Source organism: Carnobacterium sp. FSL W8-0810 (assembly GCF_038007125.1).
GTDB lineage: Bacteria > Bacillota > Bacilli > Lactobacillales > Carnobacteriaceae > Carnobacterium_B > Carnobacterium_B inhibens.
Genome location: NZ_JBBOWO010000004.1, coordinates 1 through 18428 on the forward strand (window position 1 = coordinate 1; position 18428 = coordinate 18428).

19 protein-coding genes are annotated in these 18428 nt (G+C 35.1%); 18 read left to right on the forward strand and 1 reads right to left on the reverse strand.

The annotated features are described in order from the left end of the window. The 5 genes from NST49_RS12100 to NST49_RS12120 form a co-directional block, all read left to right on the forward strand. Positions 1–694: C40 family peptidase (locus tag NST49_RS12100; RefSeq protein ID WP_341048970.1), on the forward strand; the 694-nt coding region annotated here is incomplete at its 5' end. A gap of 18 nt (positions 695–712) precedes the next feature. Continuing rightward, entirely contained in the window at positions 713–1621 is a 909-nt protein-coding gene (locus NST49_RS12105; RefSeq protein ID WP_096922334.1) for a conjugal transfer protein, read from the forward strand. 250 nt (positions 1622–1871) lie between these two features. Then, positions 1872–2339, forward strand: a complete 468-nt coding sequence (locus NST49_RS12110; RefSeq protein WP_341048974.1) for a MarR family winged helix-turn-helix transcriptional regulator — start codon at positions 1872–1874, stop codon at positions 2337–2339. Positions 2340–2386: 47 nt separating this feature from the next. Then, positions 2387–3088, forward strand: coding sequence for an SIR2 family NAD-dependent protein deacylase (locus tag NST49_RS12115; protein ID WP_220474848.1), 702 nt, complete (start codon positions 2387–2389; stop codon positions 3086–3088). Positions 3089–3119: 31 nt separating this feature from the next. After that, positions 3120–3773 (forward strand): NAD(P)-dependent oxidoreductase, encoded by a 654-nt coding sequence (locus NST49_RS12120; RefSeq protein ID WP_096922338.1) that lies wholly within the window; start codon positions 3120–3122, stop codon positions 3771–3773. Positions 3774–3927: 154 nt separating this feature from the next. Here the strand turns inward: NST49_RS12120 and NST49_RS12125 are convergent, their stop codons facing one another. Next, positions 3928–4518, reverse strand: a complete 591-nt coding sequence (locus NST49_RS12125) for a TetR/AcrR family transcriptional regulator (RefSeq protein ID WP_096922339.1) — start codon at positions 4516–4518, stop codon at positions 3928–3930. Positions 4519–4606: 88 nt separating this feature from the next. Between NST49_RS12125 and NST49_RS12130 the strand changes: the two genes are divergently transcribed. From NST49_RS12130 to NST49_RS12190, 13 genes are all read left to right on the forward strand, one after another. Further along, positions 4607–5743: a YhgE/Pip domain-containing protein gene (locus tag NST49_RS12130; protein WP_218838791.1), complete on the forward strand. Its 1137-nt coding sequence runs from the start codon at positions 4607–4609 to the stop codon at positions 5741–5743. A gap of 384 nt (positions 5744–6127) precedes the next feature. Further along, positions 6128–8914 (forward strand): ABC transporter ATP-binding protein/permease, encoded by a 2787-nt coding sequence (locus NST49_RS12135; protein ID WP_142976914.1) that lies wholly within the window; start codon positions 6128–6130, stop codon positions 8912–8914. Positions 8915–8958: 44 nt separating this feature from the next. Next, the gene (locus NST49_RS12140; RefSeq protein WP_119722932.1) at positions 8959–9414 is read left to right on the forward strand and encodes an ABC transporter transmembrane domain-containing protein; all 456 of its coding nucleotides are present in this window, start codon (positions 8959–8961) and stop codon (positions 9412–9414) included. A gap of 46 nt (positions 9415–9460) precedes the next feature. Beyond that, entirely contained in the window at positions 9461–9994 is a 534-nt protein-coding gene (locus NST49_RS12145) for a TetR/AcrR family transcriptional regulator (RefSeq protein WP_179447898.1), read from the forward strand. A 216-nt stretch (positions 9995–10210) separates the two neighbouring features. Then, positions 10211–10639 (forward strand): RNA polymerase sigma factor, encoded by a 429-nt coding sequence (locus tag NST49_RS12150; protein WP_096922344.1) that lies wholly within the window; start codon positions 10211–10213, stop codon positions 10637–10639. Continuing rightward, the gene (locus NST49_RS12155) at positions 10626–10868 is read left to right on the forward strand and encodes a helix-turn-helix domain-containing protein (RefSeq protein WP_070783118.1); all 243 of its coding nucleotides are present in this window, start codon (positions 10626–10628) and stop codon (positions 10866–10868) included. The genes NST49_RS12150 and NST49_RS12155 overlap by 14 nt, the downstream gene beginning before the upstream one ends. A gap of 364 nt (positions 10869–11232) precedes the next feature. After that, complete coding sequence (locus NST49_RS12160; RefSeq protein ID WP_081119446.1) at positions 11233–11418, forward strand: DUF3173 family protein; 186 nt, start codon at positions 11233–11235, stop codon at positions 11416–11418. Between the two features lie 4 nt (positions 11419–11422). After that, positions 11423–12571 carry a site-specific integrase gene (locus tag NST49_RS12165; RefSeq protein WP_096922346.1) on the forward strand — a complete coding sequence of 383 codons (1149 nt, stop codon included), beginning with the start codon at positions 11423–11425 and terminating at the stop codon, positions 12569–12571. Between the two features lie 105 nt (positions 12572–12676). Continuing rightward, positions 12677–13237, forward strand: a complete 561-nt coding sequence (locus NST49_RS12170) for a DUF5986 family protein (RefSeq protein WP_341049049.1) — start codon at positions 12677–12679, stop codon at positions 13235–13237. Positions 13238–13271: 34 nt separating this feature from the next. Beyond that, on the forward strand, positions 13272–14420 hold the full coding sequence (locus tag NST49_RS12175) for an ImmA/IrrE family metallo-endopeptidase (protein WP_341048995.1): 1149 nt from the start codon (positions 13272–13274) through the stop codon (positions 14418–14420). Positions 14421–14445: 25 nt separating this feature from the next. Continuing rightward, entirely contained in the window at positions 14446–14571 is a 126-nt protein-coding gene (locus tag NST49_RS12180; protein WP_341048997.1) for a hypothetical protein, read from the forward strand. 467 nt (positions 14572–15038) lie between these two features. Continuing rightward, a complete protein-coding gene (locus tag NST49_RS12185; protein ID WP_341048999.1) occupies positions 15039–17546 on the forward strand; it encodes a DEAD/DEAH box helicase in 2508 nt (835 codons plus the stop codon). 230 nt (positions 17547–17776) lie between these two features. Then, positions 17777–18328 (forward strand): recombinase family protein, encoded by a 552-nt coding sequence (locus tag NST49_RS12190; RefSeq protein WP_341049001.1) that lies wholly within the window; start codon positions 17777–17779, stop codon positions 18326–18328. Positions 18329–18428 lie beyond the last annotated feature (100 nt).

Consider the following 18428-nt stretch of genomic DNA (forward strand, 5'->3'; position numbering starts at 1 on the left):
AAGTACCGAGGCATCCATTAAACAAGGGTGTCTCTATTTTGCTTCCTTAGTTAAGCGTTCCAAAGAATTAGGTTGTGATCAGGACAGTATTATTCAGGCTTATAACTATGGTGGCGGATATCTGGATCATGTCGCGAAAAACGGGAAGAGGCATAGTTTTGCTTTAGCCGAATCTTTTTCAAAGGAAAAATCAGGCGGTCAAAAAGTTGATTACCCTAATCCCATCGCGATTAAGAAAAATGGTGGGTGGCGGTATAACTATGGCAATATGTTTTATTGCTTATTAGTGAAGCAATACCTAGCTACAACACAATTTGATGATAAAACCGTCCAAGGGATTTTTGATGAGGCGTTTAAGTATGAAGGAACGGCCTATGTATTTGGTGGTTCAAGCCCCGAAACTGGGTTTGATTGTAGTGGCTTAACCCAATGGTGTTATGCCAAAGTTGGTCTGAAACTTCCTCGGGTGGCTCAGGATCAGTATGATGCCATGACTCATATTGATTTAAAGGATGCCAAACCAGGTGATTTGGTTTTCTTTCATTCAACCTATGATGCCGGTACTTATGTGACTCATGTCGGTATTTATGCAGGGGAGAATCGTATGTATCATGCAGGAAATCCAGTGGGATGGACGAATCTAACAGAAAACTATTGGCAGCAGCATCTTATCGGTGCTGGACGATACAAATAAGAGAAAAGAGGAAAAAGAATGAAGATAAAAATTGAACGGAATCAGAAGGAAAAGACCCCAAAAAAGAAGAAAGAACGAGTCGTATCCGTGGGCAAACATCGAAAAATGGTGCTTGTCCTTTGGTTTTTATTGTCTGGTAGTCTTGTTTTTGGCATCTACAAAAATTTCACGGCCATTGATCAACATACAACTCATGAAAAAGTGGTGGTAAAAGAGAAGGTAGTGAATACTTCTGGCGTTGAAAGTTTTACGAAAGATTTTGCGAAAGAATATTTTTCATGGAAGAATAATAAAGAAGTAATTGAAAAGAGAATGACAACCCTTGAACAGTACCTTACAGAAGAAGGTCTCACTTTGAGCCAAGATATGGTTCGAGCAGATATTCCTACTAGTTCCGAAGTTCAATCGGTAAAAATTCTAGATGTTGAGAAGAGCTCGGAGGAATTTATCGTCTCATTTTTAGTGGACCAAAAGATAGTCGAGGGGAAAAAGGCGCAATCAATTTCTTCTGCATACCGAGTGATGATTGTTGAAGATGAAAATAGGAATCATATTGTGACGAGTTTGCCAACTATGATTGCAAAACCAGATAAGGCAAAATACGAGGCGAAGCAAGTAGAAAGTGATTCGGAAATTGATGCCAAAACAACGGAAGAAATCACTGATTTTTTAGAGACATTTTTCAAGCTTTATCCAACTGCTTCCGAAAAAGAACTTGAGTACTATGTTGAAAATGATGTGATGCGGCCAATCAATACGAATTTGAAATTTGTGGAATTAGTGAATTCAATTTATCAGAAAAAAGGGAAAGATTTTCAAGTGAGTGTTGGAGTAAAGTATTTAAGTAGCACAGAAAAAATAACAACTATCTATCAATATCAAATGAAGTTAACCAAGGACGGAAATTGGAAAATTATTACTTCATAATGAACATTTTTTTAATAGACGCATCCTTATTGATAGTGCCGGAACTTCAATAATACATGAAATTTTGCGATGACGTTTTTTTATTTTATGAAGCGGCTAAGTTCATTTTAAAATTCGCCAATAATCAATCTTGATTACTTGATTTAAACAAATCCCAATGTTAAACTATTAATAGTTAAGTTGTTAACAGTTAAGTTATAAATATAAAGGGAAGTTTGTTAGAACAAATAATATGACCGGAGATGACGGGATGAAAAAAAGTCTTGAAAATGAATTAGTTCAATCAATTTTTCGATTCAAAAAACTTGCTTCAAAAGGTTTTGGAATGGATTTGATAAACAATAATAACCAACTTAATATTACAGAGCTTATGTTAATAAATGAAATATCAGATAACACTCTTAACTCAGAGGAAAATGTGGGAATATCAGATGTTAAAGAATTTCTTTCAGTTTCCAAACCAGCTGTTTCACAAATGCTTAGTTCATTAGAAAAAAGAGGATTTTTGGTAAGAGATGTCGATAAGAATAATCGACGTAATGTGATTGTAACTTTGACAGACACTGGACGAGAAGTGTTAAGTGTTGAGTTAGAAAACTTCAATATTAAGTTGAAAAAAATTATTAGCCATCTAGGTGAAGATGATGTGAAGCAAATGATTGAGATTGTAAATCGTATGATTTTGATTACTAATGAATTGAATAGTGAAGAAAATTAGTATAGTCACTGTATCTTAGTAACAAGGGTATGAGAAAGGAGAACCTTATGGATCATAAAATTATGCAGTTACAAAGATTGCTCAATGAGAGTAATCACACTGTTGTTGTGACAGGCGCTGGAGTCTCCATGTCATCGGGAATTATGGATATGGAACACATGAATGTTTTTCAAACAATGCAAACAAGTTTAGAAGTACTCGTCAAAGCTCGACCAGAACATAGTTATAAACTTTTAGAAAAATCTTTTTTAAAGGGAATGTTCGAGATTGGGCCAACTATAACTCATAAGAAACTTACCGAATTGGAAACAAAGGGAAAGGTGCAGGGGATTATCACGACTAATATTGATTGTCTTCATAAAATTTCCGGCTCTAATAATGTTGCAGAAATTCAAGGCAGTTATGGTATCAACCGATGTATGAAATGTGGTAAACAGTATGATGATGTGAAGATTTGGAATACTGGTAAAGCGCCACGGTGTCAGTCATGTAATGGTGTTATTCTTTCACACCCAGTCTATTCCCATGTAGGTATTTATGAAAGTGACTATCAAAAAGCGAATGATTGGATGTCCAGAACTGAGTTAGTACTGATAGTTGGTTCAAAGGGAATGTATGGTACTTATTTTAACCGAAGAAAACAAGGAACAAGGTTGGTGCAAATCAACCCGCAAAGCACTCAGTTTGATGATGTAGTAGACCTAAATATCGTAAAAGAATCAGATGAGGTTTTTGAACTGCTATCCTGACTTGCTTTTTCAAACTAAGGAGGAACAGAAGATGAAGATAATGCTAATTGGTGCTACTGGAAGAAGTGGCCAGGAAGTGATGAAGCAAGCACTTGAAGTAGGATATGAAATTGTAGCTTATGTACGTAGGCCAGAAGCTATCGAGAAGAAAAAGAATGTTACTGTTGTTGGTGGTCAATTGGACAATCTAGAATTAATGATACAAACGGCGAAAGATTGTGATGCAATTATTGTAACACTAGGTCCTAAAATCTCTGACAGGAATTCCAATTTAATGGAATTGGCAATTCCTAACGTAATTGCTGTCGCAAAAGCAGCGCAAGTATCTCGGGTAATTGTGTTATCTGCACTCGGTGTAGGAGAAACATATAAGAATACGCAATTTCCTTATCGTTTAGGAGCTAAAACATTTTTAAGAGGTAACTTTAAAGATCATCAAAGCGGAGAAATTCAGCTAGCAACAAGCGGATTAAATTGGACCACGATTCATCCTGGACCGTTATTTGATGGTGAAAAGACTAGTAATCCAATTATTGAGGATGCTGCGTCAGGTTTCAAAATGCCTGGAGCACCACGTACCTTTCGTGGAGATGTTGCTTATGCGATTCTTAAGATTCTAAGTGACTCTGAAACTTATGGAAAACAAATTTTGGTTACCTCTACTCACCCCAAAAATGGAAAATAAGAGTTTGGATCAAAAGTTTTTTGAATAATTAAGTAGAAAATAAAAGGCGAATGACTAACTATCAATTTTGATAGTTAGTCATTCGCCTTTTTTAATAAAGAAGTCCTTTTGTTCGTTGAAAACAGTTCGGCACGTCATTCATACGGGTGTTTTACTAGTATCTATATGTTTTTAATCCAGTAGTTGCACCTAATTGTACTTTCATGAAAAATTGAGAAATTTGAAGTGATGAAACGGTTGGATGTAAAATCCAAAAACGAATTATTCCAAGAAATGATGAAATTGAATAATTTGCAAATAATTCTCTTTCAAATTGGTTTACTTCTAATAGTAAAAAAGGATGGGATTTTTTCTCACGGTCAATCATAAATTCAAAAAAGCGGTAACTAAAACCAAAATCATTTCTATTTCCCATTAATATAGAGAGCAAGGGCAAATTTTCTTTAATAACATCTAAAAAATCAATTAGTTCCACAGGAATATTTTTCTCGTTATTTAGCTCAGCTAGCCTTGAAATCATTTTTTCGTGTGGTTTCTTTAATTTTGAAAAAAAATCATCCTCTATTTCTTCAATTACCTCCCATTTATTGTCGAAATGGCGATAAAAAGTTACTCGATTTATATTTGCTTTATCGGCAATAGAACCGACAGTTATTTTATCAAAAGAAATTGATGAAGTTAATTTCAAAATAGAATCTTTAATTTTTTGCTTAGTAAGTTCATTCTTTTTTTGATATTCTCCCAAAATGCAACACCTCGTTTGTTTTTGTAGTTTTATTATAACAAAATTCGCATTATACTCAACTTATTAAAGATTTAGGAGATGGATTCAATTGAAAATATTTAAAAATAAATTTTTATACTTACCAATGTTAGTTGTATTGCTCTTATCAGCTGTTTTTGCTTCGTTTGCAATACCTTCAACACATGTAAAAATTAAAGATTTACCAATAGCAATGGTGAATGAAGATACAGGTGAAATGGGAAAAACTTTTTTTGATAATATTACAAATACTAAGACTCAGAAAAACAGTTCGATGAGTATTAAATGGAGTGCAGTTTCATCAGAAAAAGAAGCTGTTAACAAAATGAATGATGAGAAATATTACGCAACTGTCGTAATTCCTAAAGATTTTAGTGAAGATATAGGGAGTTTAGCTACTCAGAATCCTCAGAAAACTAAAGTTAAGATAATTATCAACGAAGGAATGAACAAAAACGTAGCTGGGCAACTAGAAAATGCCCTAAGCACTATGTTTCAAACCGTCGGAGATGAATTAGGCGAGCAAGTTCTACAGCAAGTTGGATCGAAATCACCTGCTATTCCAATTGAGATGGCAAGTTCTCTTAATAATCCTATCGAAGTATCGACAGAGAAAATAAATAAAACGGGTGATTTAGCTAATGGTGGTGTTCACTTTTTCCAATCTGTTTGGTTAGGGAGCATTATGGCAGCAATGATTTTAAGCTTTGCCTTTGCTAAGTCTAAATTCAAAAATAAAAATGAAAAATTTATATCTAAATTAATTATTATTATTATGGGTGGAATAACTTCATTTGTAGTTGGATATGGAACAGTATATTTACAATCTGCTATATTACAAGCTGATATTCCAAATATCAACTCATTAGGACTGTTCCTAAGTTTTGCAGGCTTTGCCTTTCTTATGCTAATTGCTGGTGTCGAGAGTTGGATAGGAATTGCTTCAGTTCCAATATTTATGATATTCTTATTCTTTGCCGCTCCAGTACTGACAGCAATTCCGGAGTCACTGAATAGTTTCTATGGCGGTTTAGCAGACTGGCTACCAATGAGTTACATGTATCGAGGTGTAAAATCGATTATGTACTTTAAAGGAACACCAGCAAATGCCGATGTTATTGGTTTGACAATTACAAGTGTAATAGGAATGGTCCTGATTCTTTTATCAGTCTTCAAGAAAGACAAAAAGGAAATTGCTAATGGGTAAAAATATTTTTTAGTTATTAGATTTAGCAATCAAACGAGTTTCCAAATTGTTGATTAAGCTAGGGAACAGAAAATATCACTTCAGTATACGTTAGAAATTCTGCACATTTAAAAATGTATTGAAGACGTACGATATTCAGGAGAGACAATTACATTAGTACTAAAAGAATAAGGAGATACTTCATGAAGCTTGGAGGTCTTTTGAAAATGGGAATCAAAACTTATTCAACAATTATAAATACATCTAGGCTTCTATTTATAACTAATATTCTAACTGAATTACCTCACTTTAACCTCAACGAAAATCAAAGTTGAGGTTAAAGTGAGGTTCAGTTTATTTTCACTTTGTAAACTGAAGGCAATTACAGGAAAGGAGTGTCATCTTATGCTGCAAATTGAAAAAATAAGTAAAAAGTATCAAACAGGAGATCTTGTTCAGCAGGCGTTAGATCAAGTTAGTTTGAATTTTCGAAAAAGTGAGTTTGTTGCGATTCTGGGACCAAGTGGCTCTGGTAAAACAACTTTATTGAATATTATTGGTGGTCTTGATCAATATGATAGCGGTGATTTGATTATTAATAATATTTCTACAAAGAAATACAAAGATAGGGATTGGGATTCATATCGAAATCATACGATTGGCTTTGTCTTTCAAAGTTACAACCTAATTGGTCATCAAACGATTCTGGCTAACGTTGAGTTGGCTTTGACCATTTCAGGTGTCTCTCGTAGTGAACGGAAACAACGAGCAATCGATGCATTGAAACAGGTAGGGCTGGGAGATCACATTCATAAAAAACCCAACCAATTGTCTGGAGGGCAAATGCAGAGAGTAGCAATTGCCCGAGCATTGATTAATGATCCAAATATTTTACTTGCTGATGAACCCACAGGGGCACTTGATACTGAAACTAGTGAACAAGTAATGGATTTACTTGCCGAGGTAGCCAAAGATCGTTTGGTAATTATGGTGACACATAATCCTGAGCTTGCAGAAGATTACGCTACACGAATCGTTCAGTTAAAAGATGGTGTAATTTTATCCGACTCCAATCCTTATGAGGTGAAGCAAGAAACGCAAACAGCTCCCGAGCATAAAAATCTCGGCAAAGCTTCGATTTCTTTTTTAACTTCATTACAACTGAGTTTTAACAATTTGCGCACCAAGAAAGGTAGAACGCTTTTAACCGCTTTTGCCGGATCAATCGGAATCATCGGTATCGCTTTGATTTTGTCATTATCAACAGGGGTAAATAATTACATTGCGAATATTCAAAAAGATACCATGGCGACCTATCCAATTACTATTGATGCTGAAACTGTCGACTTAACCAGCCAAATGGCTGCAGGTGGTATGCGTGGAGGAGGAAGTAGTGATGACAGCGATGATAATAATCATAAGCTAGACGGTGTTTATTCAAATGGAAAGCAATTAGAAGCCAGCAGTTCAGTCGACATTACGGAAAACAATTTAACCGCATTTAAAAAGTACCTAGACAGTGATGACAACAAAATTTCTCAGTATGTAGGTGAAAACGGGATTGCGTACACTTATGACGTGGCTTTTGATATTTATACTTACGATCCCGATGAGACCCTAGTGAATACGGACGGTTCTACATTGACTGAAGAGCAAGAATCATCCACCCCAGTGATGAGTGGACCCGGAGGTGCAGGCGGTGCAGCCGGAATGAGTAGTGGTGGCATGTCAACCATGATGACTGGTGGAAATACTACTAGTGCTAGTACGTCAGAAACACTGTCAGAACTTTTGCCAGGGACTAGTGGTGATTTGGTAAGTGATGTGGAAAAAGGAAGCTATGATGTAGTATCGGGAAATTGGCCGGAAAACTATGATGAAGTCATGATCGTTCTTGATGAGAATAATGAAATTTCGCTGCAGACGCTTTATTACTTAGGTTTACTACCTGCAGATGAATACTCCCAATTGATGGAAGACGTTGAGAATGAGGAGAATTTTACTGCCGAGACTTATGATTGGTCCTATGAAGATGTTCAAGCCCAAACTTTCAAATTGGTATCTGCTTCTGATTATTATGAAAAAAATGACAACGGCACTTTTTCAAGTATAGAAGAAGACGCTTATTCTCTTGAAAATTTGGTTTCAAAAGCACAAACATTGAAAGTAGCAGGAATTATTCGACCAAAAGAGGATGCTGATAACGCAACTCTTACGGGAACGATTGCCTATAGCTCGGCACTTACAGATTATTTAATCGATTATGCAGCAGACAGCGAAGTGGTCAAAGCTCAGTTGGCTAACCCCGATGTGAATGTCATGAATGAGATGACATTTGAGCCAGCAGATGATAATCAAAAAGCAGAGGACGCAAAGAAATATTACAGTGATTTAGGGGTGACTGATAAAGCAACTCTTTGGAAAGGAATGGCTGAAACTGTTTATGCAGATCAACCACAAATGCTCCAAGGACTCAAAAATATGGATGAAGCCCAACTGGCCGAACAAGCAGATCAATATATCGATCAGGCTTCAAACGAAACACTCTTGTCCATTTATGATAACTATGTTTCTTCTGGAACTTATGAAGATAATATGGCTGCTTTTGGTTACGTTAATAAGAACGCGCCATCTTCAATTAGTATTTACTCCGATAGTTTCGAAGATAAAGATGCGATTGCAAGTGCAATCGAGGACTACAACGACTCAGTAGAAGATGCAAATAAAATTACTTATACAGACTTTGTAGAAGTTATGATGTCGTCTGTGACAACGATTATTAACGTGATTTCCTATGTACTAGTAGCTTTTGTAGCAGTTTCGTTGATTGTTTCATCCATTATGATTGGGATTATTACCTATATCTCAGTGCTTGAGCGAACCAAGGAAATCGGTATTTTACGTGCGATTGGTGCTTCTAAGGGAAATATCTCTAAAATCTTTAATGCTGAAACCTTTATTGTTGGCTTATGTGCAGGATTACTGGGAGTTGGTATCTCTTATTTAGCGTTAATACCAGGGAATGCTTTGATTCATCGGTTGATTGGCTCAGGGGATGTTAGTGCTTCACTTCCGATTTCTTACGCAGTCATTTTAATAGTCATTAGTATTTTGTTGACTTTGATTGGTGGTTTTGTTCCAGCCAAGAAAGCTGCGAAGAAAGACCCAGTCGAAGCGTTGCGTACAGAATAATATAGTAAGTAGACATTTTCAACTTTCAGAGGGGGAAATAACAGATGATTAAAATAATGGGTTACCTCACAAAAAAAGATTGGGGCTATATTTTTCTTAGCATTTTCTTGATTGTGATGCAGGTCTGGTTAGATTTGAAGCTTCCTGACAATATGTCTGACATTACAATGCTCGTTCAGACAGAAGGGAGCGAAATGCAAGATGTCCTAATGGCGGGTGGTTATATGTTAGCCTGCACCTTGGGAAGTTTAGTATTGACTTTCACAGTAGGATATTTTGTAGCCCGGATTGCTATAGGAGTAACAAAGCGATTGCGAGAAATAATCCATGATAAGCTTATGGATCTATCTATGGAAAACAGTGGAAAGCTTTCGTTATCCGGTTTAATTACTCGTTCCACCAATGGATGCTACCCAATTTCAAAATTTTGTAGCAATGGGGTTACAGCTATCTGTAAAAGCGCTAATTTTGGCTGTTTGGGTAGTTGTGAAAATTGCTAAAAAAATAAACAAAGTAATTTCATTTATCAATGAGAGGTTTAAAGATATGAGTGAAAAAACTGCTAAAACAAAATACTTTATTGAGAATGCTGTGATTGAACTAATGGAAGACAAAACATTTGAAAAACTAACAATTAATGACATTTGTAAAACTGCTGAAATTAGTCGAAATACCTTTTATAACTACTATCATGATAAGTATTCTTTCGTGGACGAACTGGTTGACTATGTAGAGAAGATTTGTGAAGATTTCTGTTTTCTAGAGGAAGGTCACAAATCTTGGCACTTTTTATTGAACGAACTACTAAAAAAATATCGATTATTGCATTCTTTTCTTCAAAATGAGCGGGAGCCAGAGTTTTCGAAAATTTTTAAAGCGCTAATTGTAGAAAGTATTTATTTTTTACTGTATCACAAGAGTCCATCCACAAACTTATATTTAACAATTGGTTTGTCGGAAGGAGTATACGGGATCATTGCTTATTGGTTGGGTATGGAGAATCACGAGATGGTAAATAAGTTAGCATTAGTGGAAGAATCTATTGAAACACTATTAGATGGTACACCAATTAATGATTGAATTCATAATGAGCAAATATTGATGAACAAGTTACATTTTAAGTGTCATATCTATGTAGAACGTTTGTGAGGCGTACAGACAATTTTTGTCTGTATGCCTTTTTTATTTTGAAAAAATTTTAGTTTTTTCGAAAAATGCTCACTCCCAGATTGTAGTAATAATGGAAAGGGATAGAAGTAAAACGAGTTGAATGAATTTTTTGAGGAGGAGAATTTTATGGGCGTCTCAGAGGAAACCCACATTCGACACGCGTTTGACAGTTTTTGTAAGAAAGTAGTCCGCAACGAGGCATTAAATATTCAAAAAAAATACGCTAGATTTCGCCAACGCCAGATCTCAATGGAAATATTAGAACAAAAAGGGTTAGGTACAGAGTTCTATTATTTGGAACCAAACTTGAATAGTAGTGGTAGTTTTACTGTCCTAGGTATGAAAATCTTTATTTCTAATGAGGAGTTGGAAAATGCGATTGCAGCATTACCTAGTCTAAGACAAGAAATTATTCTGATGTCCTTCTTCATCGGTCTCAATGATCGGGAAATTGGCGATATTATTGGGAAAAGTCTCGGCAGTGTTTGGTACCAACGACAAGTGGCATTGGAAGAGTTAGGGAAGTATTTGGGTGGCATTTATGAAGCAAAATAAACGATATATACCATTCATACCACTAGCGACGATTAAAGCAGCAACTTCAGGTGATTCAATTGCCATGTCCATCGTTCTGTCAAAATATCAAAATTATATTTCACGATTAGCCATGAAACCTGTCTATGAAGAAGAAAAAGGAATGGTTATGTACGTAGATGAATATATGCGTAGACAACTGGAAACGAAATTGATTGAGAAGATACTTGAATTTGACACAACTCGTTAAAGTATTTTTTCCCTTTCCTTTTCATTCTATGGAAGTTTTTTATTGGTTAACAATAAAGGATTTCCATAGGCTGAAAAATAGCCTAACGCTCTTTGACAAGTGAATAGTAAATCTATCAGTACAAGTAGATTACGATTTTTTAGTTACGCCATGACCGGGTTATCATTTGAGCGACAAATTTAATATGAAAATCATGACTACAATAATGAGACTTCCGTAACCAAATTGGCCCGCCATTACTGGGGGGAGGTGAAATTCCTATGTGCTTTGGCAAAGCAGCTGGTAGATAAAAAGGAGCCATCAAAATTACTTTTTTAGCTAATGTAACGAGGAGCATAAGACAATTCGAGAGGAAGGCGGTATAATGAAGACAGCTACTCGAAAAGATATAATTGATTTAGGCTTTTCTCAATACTACGCTGACAAAATCTTCAAGGAGTGTAAGAGACTTCTAGTGAAAAAAGGTTATACGTTTTATAGAAATTCAAAGATAAAGCGGATACCTATCTCTATTTTAGAAGAGGTCTTGCATATTTCTTGGGAGGAATAGTGCAATGAGAAGAGTTGCAAATGTGTACAAGGATGAAAAACGAGGTACTTGGTATTTTTCGTTGTCTCTAGGGTATGATCGTTTTGGTAAGAGAATTCAGCCCACCAGAAGAGGTTTTAAAACTCAGACAGAGGCCAAGCAAGCCATGGAGGAATTGAAAAAGAATTATACTGATTCTCAAAATATCTATCTGCAAGGAATTACGTTTCGAGATTTTTATAAGAAGTACTTCTTTCCTTGGTATAAGCTGGGTACAGTCGAAAAAACCTATGTAAAAACAGATAAGACGTTAAAACGTGCGTTAGCTTATTTTGGAAAAATGCAGATGGAAAAGATCAGACCGATTCATATTCAAGAGTTTCAACAGTATCTCGTTGAGAAGTGTTCAGTTAGAAACAGAGATGGTTCAACACGTCCTTTATCAAACAATTACATTAAACAGATTTTTAACAAGTTACGGATTATTTTTAAGCGTGCTGTAATCTTGGAAGTGATTGAAGAAAATCCAGTAGATACGATTGGAAAGATTCGAACTGTGCGTTCAGTGGTAGAGTTTTGGACAGTTGATGAGTTTAAAAAAGTATACAATTGTTCTTATCTCTGCGATTTTCAGGAGACGTTCTACAAAAGGATGATGCGTTTTTTGTTTGTTACGGGTCTCAGGAGTGAAGAGCTTTTTGCCCTACAATGGCCGGATATTGATTTTAAAAAAAGGACTTGCAGTGTGAATAAATCGCTTTATATTCGGACAAGGACGGATTATGAGTTTTCCGATACGAAAAACACTTCGAGTATCCGAACTATCACACTAGATCAACAAACCATTGAAGACCTAAAAGAATGGCAAGAGGTTCAAAAGTCAATTGGAGATGATTTAGGTTTTGTTTTTACCTTTGATGGTTTACCACCATCACCAAAAACATTTTTAGGTCGTGTTAAAAAATTGGCAGAAATAGCCGGGGTCAAGCCGATTCACTTACATGGATTGCGTCACTCACATGTTGCCTTTTTGATTGAACACAATAAGAATATCTATGCTGTTTCTAAGCGTTTAGGACATTCATCGATTAAGACAACTTTAGATAAATACGGACATCTTTATCCTGAAACAAATCAATCTTTGGCAGATGAATTTACAAAATTTGAAGTGTAATTTTTTTTACAATTTACTGCTGTCAAATTACTGTCACGAGCTATTTTTAACCGTTTTTTGAATTTTCGATGTTGATATACCAGGCTTTAGAGGCTAGTTGTCGGAATCGAAGATGGACCTTTTAATGCCAGGTTTGGATTGAGATGGGATTTAACCTTTCGTAATGTAAGCGCAACGGCGGTGAAACATGGTTTGATGGAGTTTCAGTGTAAACGTATGTTCTGGGGCTTTACTTTATATTTTAATCCAATTGAAAAAGAATTGTTTGTTCTCATGAAGGAGCCTAATCCGGATCGTGTTTCTAAAAAGTATAAACACTATCTGAATTGCTTGCTTTTGCCAAATCCTTCTTATAATGAACCTCTTTTTCCGGATGAAGAATACGATGCACTAAGAAAAGAGGAAGCATTTAGTATGTTAGGCGACTTTTCTATGGAAGTGGAACGCGTTTATGTACTTTCAAAAAATGTTGTAAAAGGTGCTACAATCAATACCTATCTCAAGTTTTATTCAAGAGAAGGAGATTTACTAGATGAAGAAGTTATTCCAAATCGAATTTCTTCTACAACGCTAGGTAAAATCAGTTCCAAGATGCCTATACTTAATGGAATTAAACTCAAAGATAAAAAAAGCACTATAGAAAATATTAAAGAAAAACTGGAATAATTAATAATTGAGTAGAAAGGAGAAGTGAAAGCATATGCGAGCGTTTAATGGTGAACGTTTAAAAGAAGCTCGTTATTATAATTCACTTTCCATTAGTGATTTAGCGGATAAATTAGGAGTCAGCAAACAAATGGTGTCAAAGTACGAGAATGGAAAATCGACGCCTGGAGCTGAAATACTCTTTGAAGTTATCCAAACTCTAAAATTCCCTAGCGAATTTTATTTTCAAATGGATGAGTTTGACGAGGGAACAAGTGGTACTTTCTATCGATCTCGTCTTACGTCAACCCAGAAACAAAAAGCACCTTCGGAATCGATAAAGAAAGCTTTAGTCATTTACAGGGATTACCTAGAGGAGCATGTAGAATTTCCGATTCTAGTAAAACCACATTTCGAAAACATTGAACAACTAATAGAGGAAAAAAATTTTGATGAAATAGCAGGAAAGTTAAGAGAATTTTGGAATATAGGAGATGATCCGATTCCAAATATTATGTATTTACTGGAAGAACATGGCTTTGTAATTGGTTTGCTTCCCACAGATATGGAGAAAGTGGATGCGTTTAGTAGTCATGAACAAATTAATGGAAATGATTACTATGTTATTCTTTCAAAAAAAGTAAAAACTTCGTTTTTTAGGCAACAGTTTTCGTTAGCGCATGAATTAGGTCACTGGATCATGCACTCAGATCTGATTGATCCTCAACATTTGGATACGGTAGAATATCGAGAAAAGGAATCAGATGCCAACGATTTTGCTTCAAGTTTTCTTCTCCCGAAACGCTCTTTTTTGAAAGATTTAGCTCAAGGACCGATTAACCTTAGTTTGTTGGCTAGTTTAAAAGGAAAATGGCATGTAGCAATTGGTGCTTTGTTAATGAGAGCATATAAGTTGGATGCAATAACAGAAGAACAGTATGTAAAGATGCAAAAACAGATTAGTTACTATGGGTGGCGAAAAGTTGAACCATTAGATGACATTACCGAAAAGGCGATTCCCCTTTCTTTAAGACAAGCGACGGAACTCCTAGTCGATAATAATGTAGTAACAGCTGCTCAAATACCTGAACAAATACAGAAAAAATACAACCGCGCTTATCCAATATCGATGCTGGAAGAAGTAGCTAGCTTAGCTCCTGGCTATTTAAGTTATAAAGATGGAGAAGTTGTCAGGTTAAAATAATTTATTTAAGAAGGGAGGGAAAATGATGGCGAAACATACAGGAGGTAAAGTAGGAAAAGCTGGAAAAACTCTTGCTTCCAAAAGAAGCAGTAAATCGGCAAAATCCAAAGCTGGAAAAGATTTAAAAAAACACCAAGATGATAAGCATTAATTTATTTAAGTAATCCATTTAGCAACAGAATAAGTTTACTAAAAATCGTAACACGAGGAATATCTAATCGTGCTATGATTTTTTTATTTGTACTTCTCTCTCCATAGAGAAATTTAGAGGAGAAAATTCTAAGGAGAAATACGCATATCATGATTTTACTCGGCTGAATACCCGACCTTATTCCTTTTCTGGGTAAGAGAGAGTATCCAGCATTAATAAACTCTTAGCCACTTTATCGTCTCTAAGATAAAGTGGTATCATTTCGAGAGATCAATTTAATTTTGAGAAAGAGACAGGGTAAATAAAATGGACAGAATCTTTTATTTGAATTTCTGTGATAAACTACCTGTATATTTAAGGTGTACTCATATTAGACATATGATTTGTTCTACTTTTTATGTTGATTATAAATGTCATCAAATAGTGTTAAGATTATATAGATAAAAAATTAAAATGAGGTGGATAATGTGGTAGATTTCAAAAAGCTAAAATCTCAAACTAAGAGTTCTAAGTCTAATGATCCAATAGAGATATTCAGGAGACTGCCTAAACCAGAGGGTATCAATGATTTGTACACTAGTCAAACTGATATTCTTCAACAATGGTATACTCGTCGAAATGAAAAAGATATAGTCCTTAAATTGCATACTGGAGGAGGGAAAACCTTGGTAGGATTACTTATGGCACAATCTACTCAGTATGAAACTGGAGATCCTGTTCTTTATTTAGCACCAACTAAACAATTAGTACAGCAAACTCTTGAAAAGGCTGACAGTTTAGGAATAAAAGCTGTTCCATATGAAACTGGCAAACCTCTTAATAATGATTTTGTTAATGGAAAAGCTATTATGGTTGGTACATACAATGCATTGTTTAACGGAAAAAGTAAATTCGGGATCCGAGGTGGAACAATTCCACAGAAAGTAGGATCAATTATCCTAGATGATGCACATACAGCTTTTTCAGTAGTTCGAGATTCTTTTACTCTTGAAGTAAGATCAGATGATAATAATCAACGATATTTATCGCTAGTTGATCTATTTCGTAAATCTTTTAAAGAACTAGATAAGCTTGGGACATTAGAAGATATAATAAGTGGAGCTGATTATTCAATTCTAGAGATTCCATACTGGGCATGGCACGAACAGCTAGATGCTGTTAGGGAACAATTAAAGTCTGATAGCGAAAAATATGCTCTTGTGTGGCCTTTACTGAGAGATAAGCTTCATCTTTGTCATGCACTAATTAGTAAAAATGGAATTACCATTACACCAATACTTCCTTTGGTAAGTACATTCCCCACATTTGATGAGGCACCGAGAAGAATTTATATGTCAGCGACTATTGCTGACGATAGTGAAATTATTCGTACTTTTGATGCTGACCCAAAATCTGTCAATAGTGCTCTTAAGTCTCGTTCATTAGCAGGAATTAGTGAAAGGATGATCCTTATTCCTGAGTTAATGCCTTTTGAATATAAGCATGAGTATAGTGAAACAATTGTTAACTGGGTAGCTGAAAAAAAAAACGTTGGAAGTGTTGTGCTTGTGTCATCAGACAAGTTAGCAGATGACTGGAAAGATAAAGCAACTGTTGCAAAAGGATCAAAAGAAGTTGAGAAATTAGTTACTCAACTACAAGAAGAAAGTATTAGGGGACCAATTGTTTTTTCTAATCGATACGATGGAATTGATCTTCCTGGTGATTCTTGTCGATTATTACTTATGAACGGTTTACCATCAGGTACTTCAAATTATGAGTTGTTCAGAGCCAGTTCTTTATATGGAGGAACCACAATTACCCGCATATTAGCTCAAAGAATTGAACAAGGTATTGGAAGAGGTGCACGTGGATCAGGTGATCATTGTGTCATTTTACTTGTTGGAAAAGATATTTCATCATGGGTTGCAAAAGAGACTAACTTTAAATTTCTTACTAGTGCTACTCGAGCTCAATTAGATATGGGAATAGAGATTAGTAAAGAAATAAAAAGTCCGAGTGAATTAGTTGAAACAATTAATAGAAGTATTAAGAGAGATAAGGACTGGATTGAATACCATGCTGAAACTTTAGATGAAATGGTTGATGAAGAAAGTATTAATGATCATCAGTTAGTTATCGCTAAAGCTGAAAGAAAAGCATTAAACTTATGGAGTGATGGATATCATGCAAATGCGATTGCTAAGCTTGAAAAAGAAACATCTAGACCTGAAAATATTTTAGATACTCAAGTAATTGGTTGGTTTCAACAATTATCAGCTCGTATAGCAGATAATTGGGGAAATACTAAAAGAGCTGAAGATTTACAAAAGCAAGCTTATTTTAATAATCGAAACTTAATCAGACCAAAAATTAATCCACCGTATCGGCCACTGACTCTTTTAAGTTCTCAGGCAAGAGCCATTACTGAAAATATTGGAGAATATAGACTTCGTCAAGGGTATCTACAAAAGTTTGAAGAAGTTATCTCAAATCTACACCAAGATGCAAGTGCTAATCAGTTTGAACAATCTCTAAGTGATTTAGCCACCTTTATAGGACTGACTTCTGAGCGTCATGACAAAAATGGAAAAGGTCCAGATATTTTGTGGTTATTACCAGAGAAGACAGGGTTTGTTATTGAAGCAAAAAGTAGGAAAAAAGAAAAAAATCCATTAACAAAAATCGAGCATGGACAATTATTAATCGCTTCTGAATGGTTTAAAAAAGAATACCCAGATTATGATTGTGTAAGGGTCAGTGTTCATCCACATAGCCTTGCTAGCGATACAGCTATAGCAGATTTTTCATATGTACTCACATATGAAAAACTCCACTCTCTGATTTCAGACATACGTGCTTTCCTAACTGTTCTTTGTCATTCACAACTTGATGAAAGCAATTTGGAGATAGAATGCGCACATATGCTAGAAAGCTCGAATCTTCATTCAAGAAGAATTAAAGACAGTTATTTAGTTCTTTTCAATAAAAATTAATATCTATAGAAAACAGTTTAGAGATAATGAAAGTTATCTTTAAACTGTTTTTTTTTTGAATTTATATAAAAAAATAAATTAATGATACGTGCTAATTTAAAAAACATATAATGTAAACCATAGCCAAAACTCAAGAGTATTGACTATGATTTTTATTTCCAGTAAAATCAAGACATACACCGTTGTCATAACTAATGGTCAAAAGTTTGTTAGGAAAGAGGGTGAAAAACGTGAAATATGGTTATGCAAGAGTGAGTACCCGTCACCAGGATTTAGAAGGACAAATGCGTCAATTAGAAGAGGAGCACTGTGACAAAATTTATTTTGAAAAAATTACTGGAACAAAAAAAGATCGTCCGGAATTTCAGAAGCTGATCCAAACTATTCAGGTTGGAGATACGTTGGTCGTAACAAAACTCGATCGATTCGCTCGAAGTACTCAGGATGCTCTAAATACAATTAAATTACTTTTTGAAAAAGGGGTTAAAATTAATGTATTAAATTTAGGTGTGATTGAGAATACATCTACTGGTAGACTCATTTTTACTATTTTTAGTGCTTTCGCAGATTTTGAACGTGACTTAATCGTAGAACGAACTCAAGAGGGAAAAGAAATAGCTAAGCAACGATCAGGGTATCGGGAAGGTCGTCCTAAAAAATTTTCACAACAACAAATCACATTAGCTATGAGTCTACTAGAAACTAACTCCTATACACAGGTAGAAAAGATGACTGGGATTAGTAAGAGTACGTTAACAAGATATAAACGTAAGAGAGACTAGCTGATTAATAAGAAATAAGCTGGTAATTTTTGTGTGATTATCAAAATTTTGATAAAACATCGACGCTAGAATCCGTAGAAATTATCATAAAAAAACAATC

What these genes read in the sequence shown, in the direction of transcription:
- NST49_RS12105 (WP_096922334.1), top strand. Translation starts at nt 713, where the DNA reads ATGAAGATAAAAATTGAACGGAATCAGAAGGAAAAGACCCCAAAAAAG.
- NST49_RS12110 (WP_341048974.1), top strand. Translation starts at nt 1,872, where the DNA reads ATGAAAAAAAGTCTTGAAAATGAATTAGTTCAATCAATTTTTCGATTC.
- NST49_RS12115 (WP_220474848.1), top strand. Translation starts at nt 2,387, where the DNA reads ATGGATCATAAAATTATGCAGTTACAAAGATTGCTCAATGAGAGTAAT.
- NST49_RS12120 (WP_096922338.1), top strand. Translation starts at nt 3,120, where the DNA reads ATGAAGATAATGCTAATTGGTGCTACTGGAAGAAGTGGCCAGGAAGTG.
- NST49_RS12135 (WP_142976914.1), top strand. Translation starts at nt 6,128, where the DNA reads ATGCTGCAAATTGAAAAAATAAGTAAAAAGTATCAAACAGGAGATCTT.
- NST49_RS12140 (WP_119722932.1), top strand. Translation starts at nt 8,959, where the DNA reads ATGATTAAAATAATGGGTTACCTCACAAAAAAAGATTGGGGCTATATT.
- NST49_RS12145 (WP_179447898.1), top strand. Translation starts at nt 9,461, where the DNA reads ATGAGTGAAAAAACTGCTAAAACAAAATACTTTATTGAGAATGCTGTG.
- NST49_RS12150 (WP_096922344.1), top strand. Translation starts at nt 10,211, where the DNA reads ATGGGCGTCTCAGAGGAAACCCACATTCGACACGCGTTTGACAGTTTT.
- NST49_RS12155 (WP_070783118.1), top strand. Translation starts at nt 10,626, where the DNA reads ATGAAGCAAAATAAACGATATATACCATTCATACCACTAGCGACGATT.
- NST49_RS12160 (WP_081119446.1), top strand. Translation starts at nt 11,233, where the DNA reads ATGAAGACAGCTACTCGAAAAGATATAATTGATTTAGGCTTTTCTCAA.
- NST49_RS12165 (WP_096922346.1), top strand. Translation starts at nt 11,423, where the DNA reads ATGAGAAGAGTTGCAAATGTGTACAAGGATGAAAAACGAGGTACTTGG.
- NST49_RS12175 (WP_341048995.1), top strand. Translation starts at nt 13,272, where the DNA reads ATGCGAGCGTTTAATGGTGAACGTTTAAAAGAAGCTCGTTATTATAAT.
- NST49_RS12180 (WP_341048997.1), top strand. Translation starts at nt 14,446, where the DNA reads ATGGCGAAACATACAGGAGGTAAAGTAGGAAAAGCTGGAAAAACTCTT.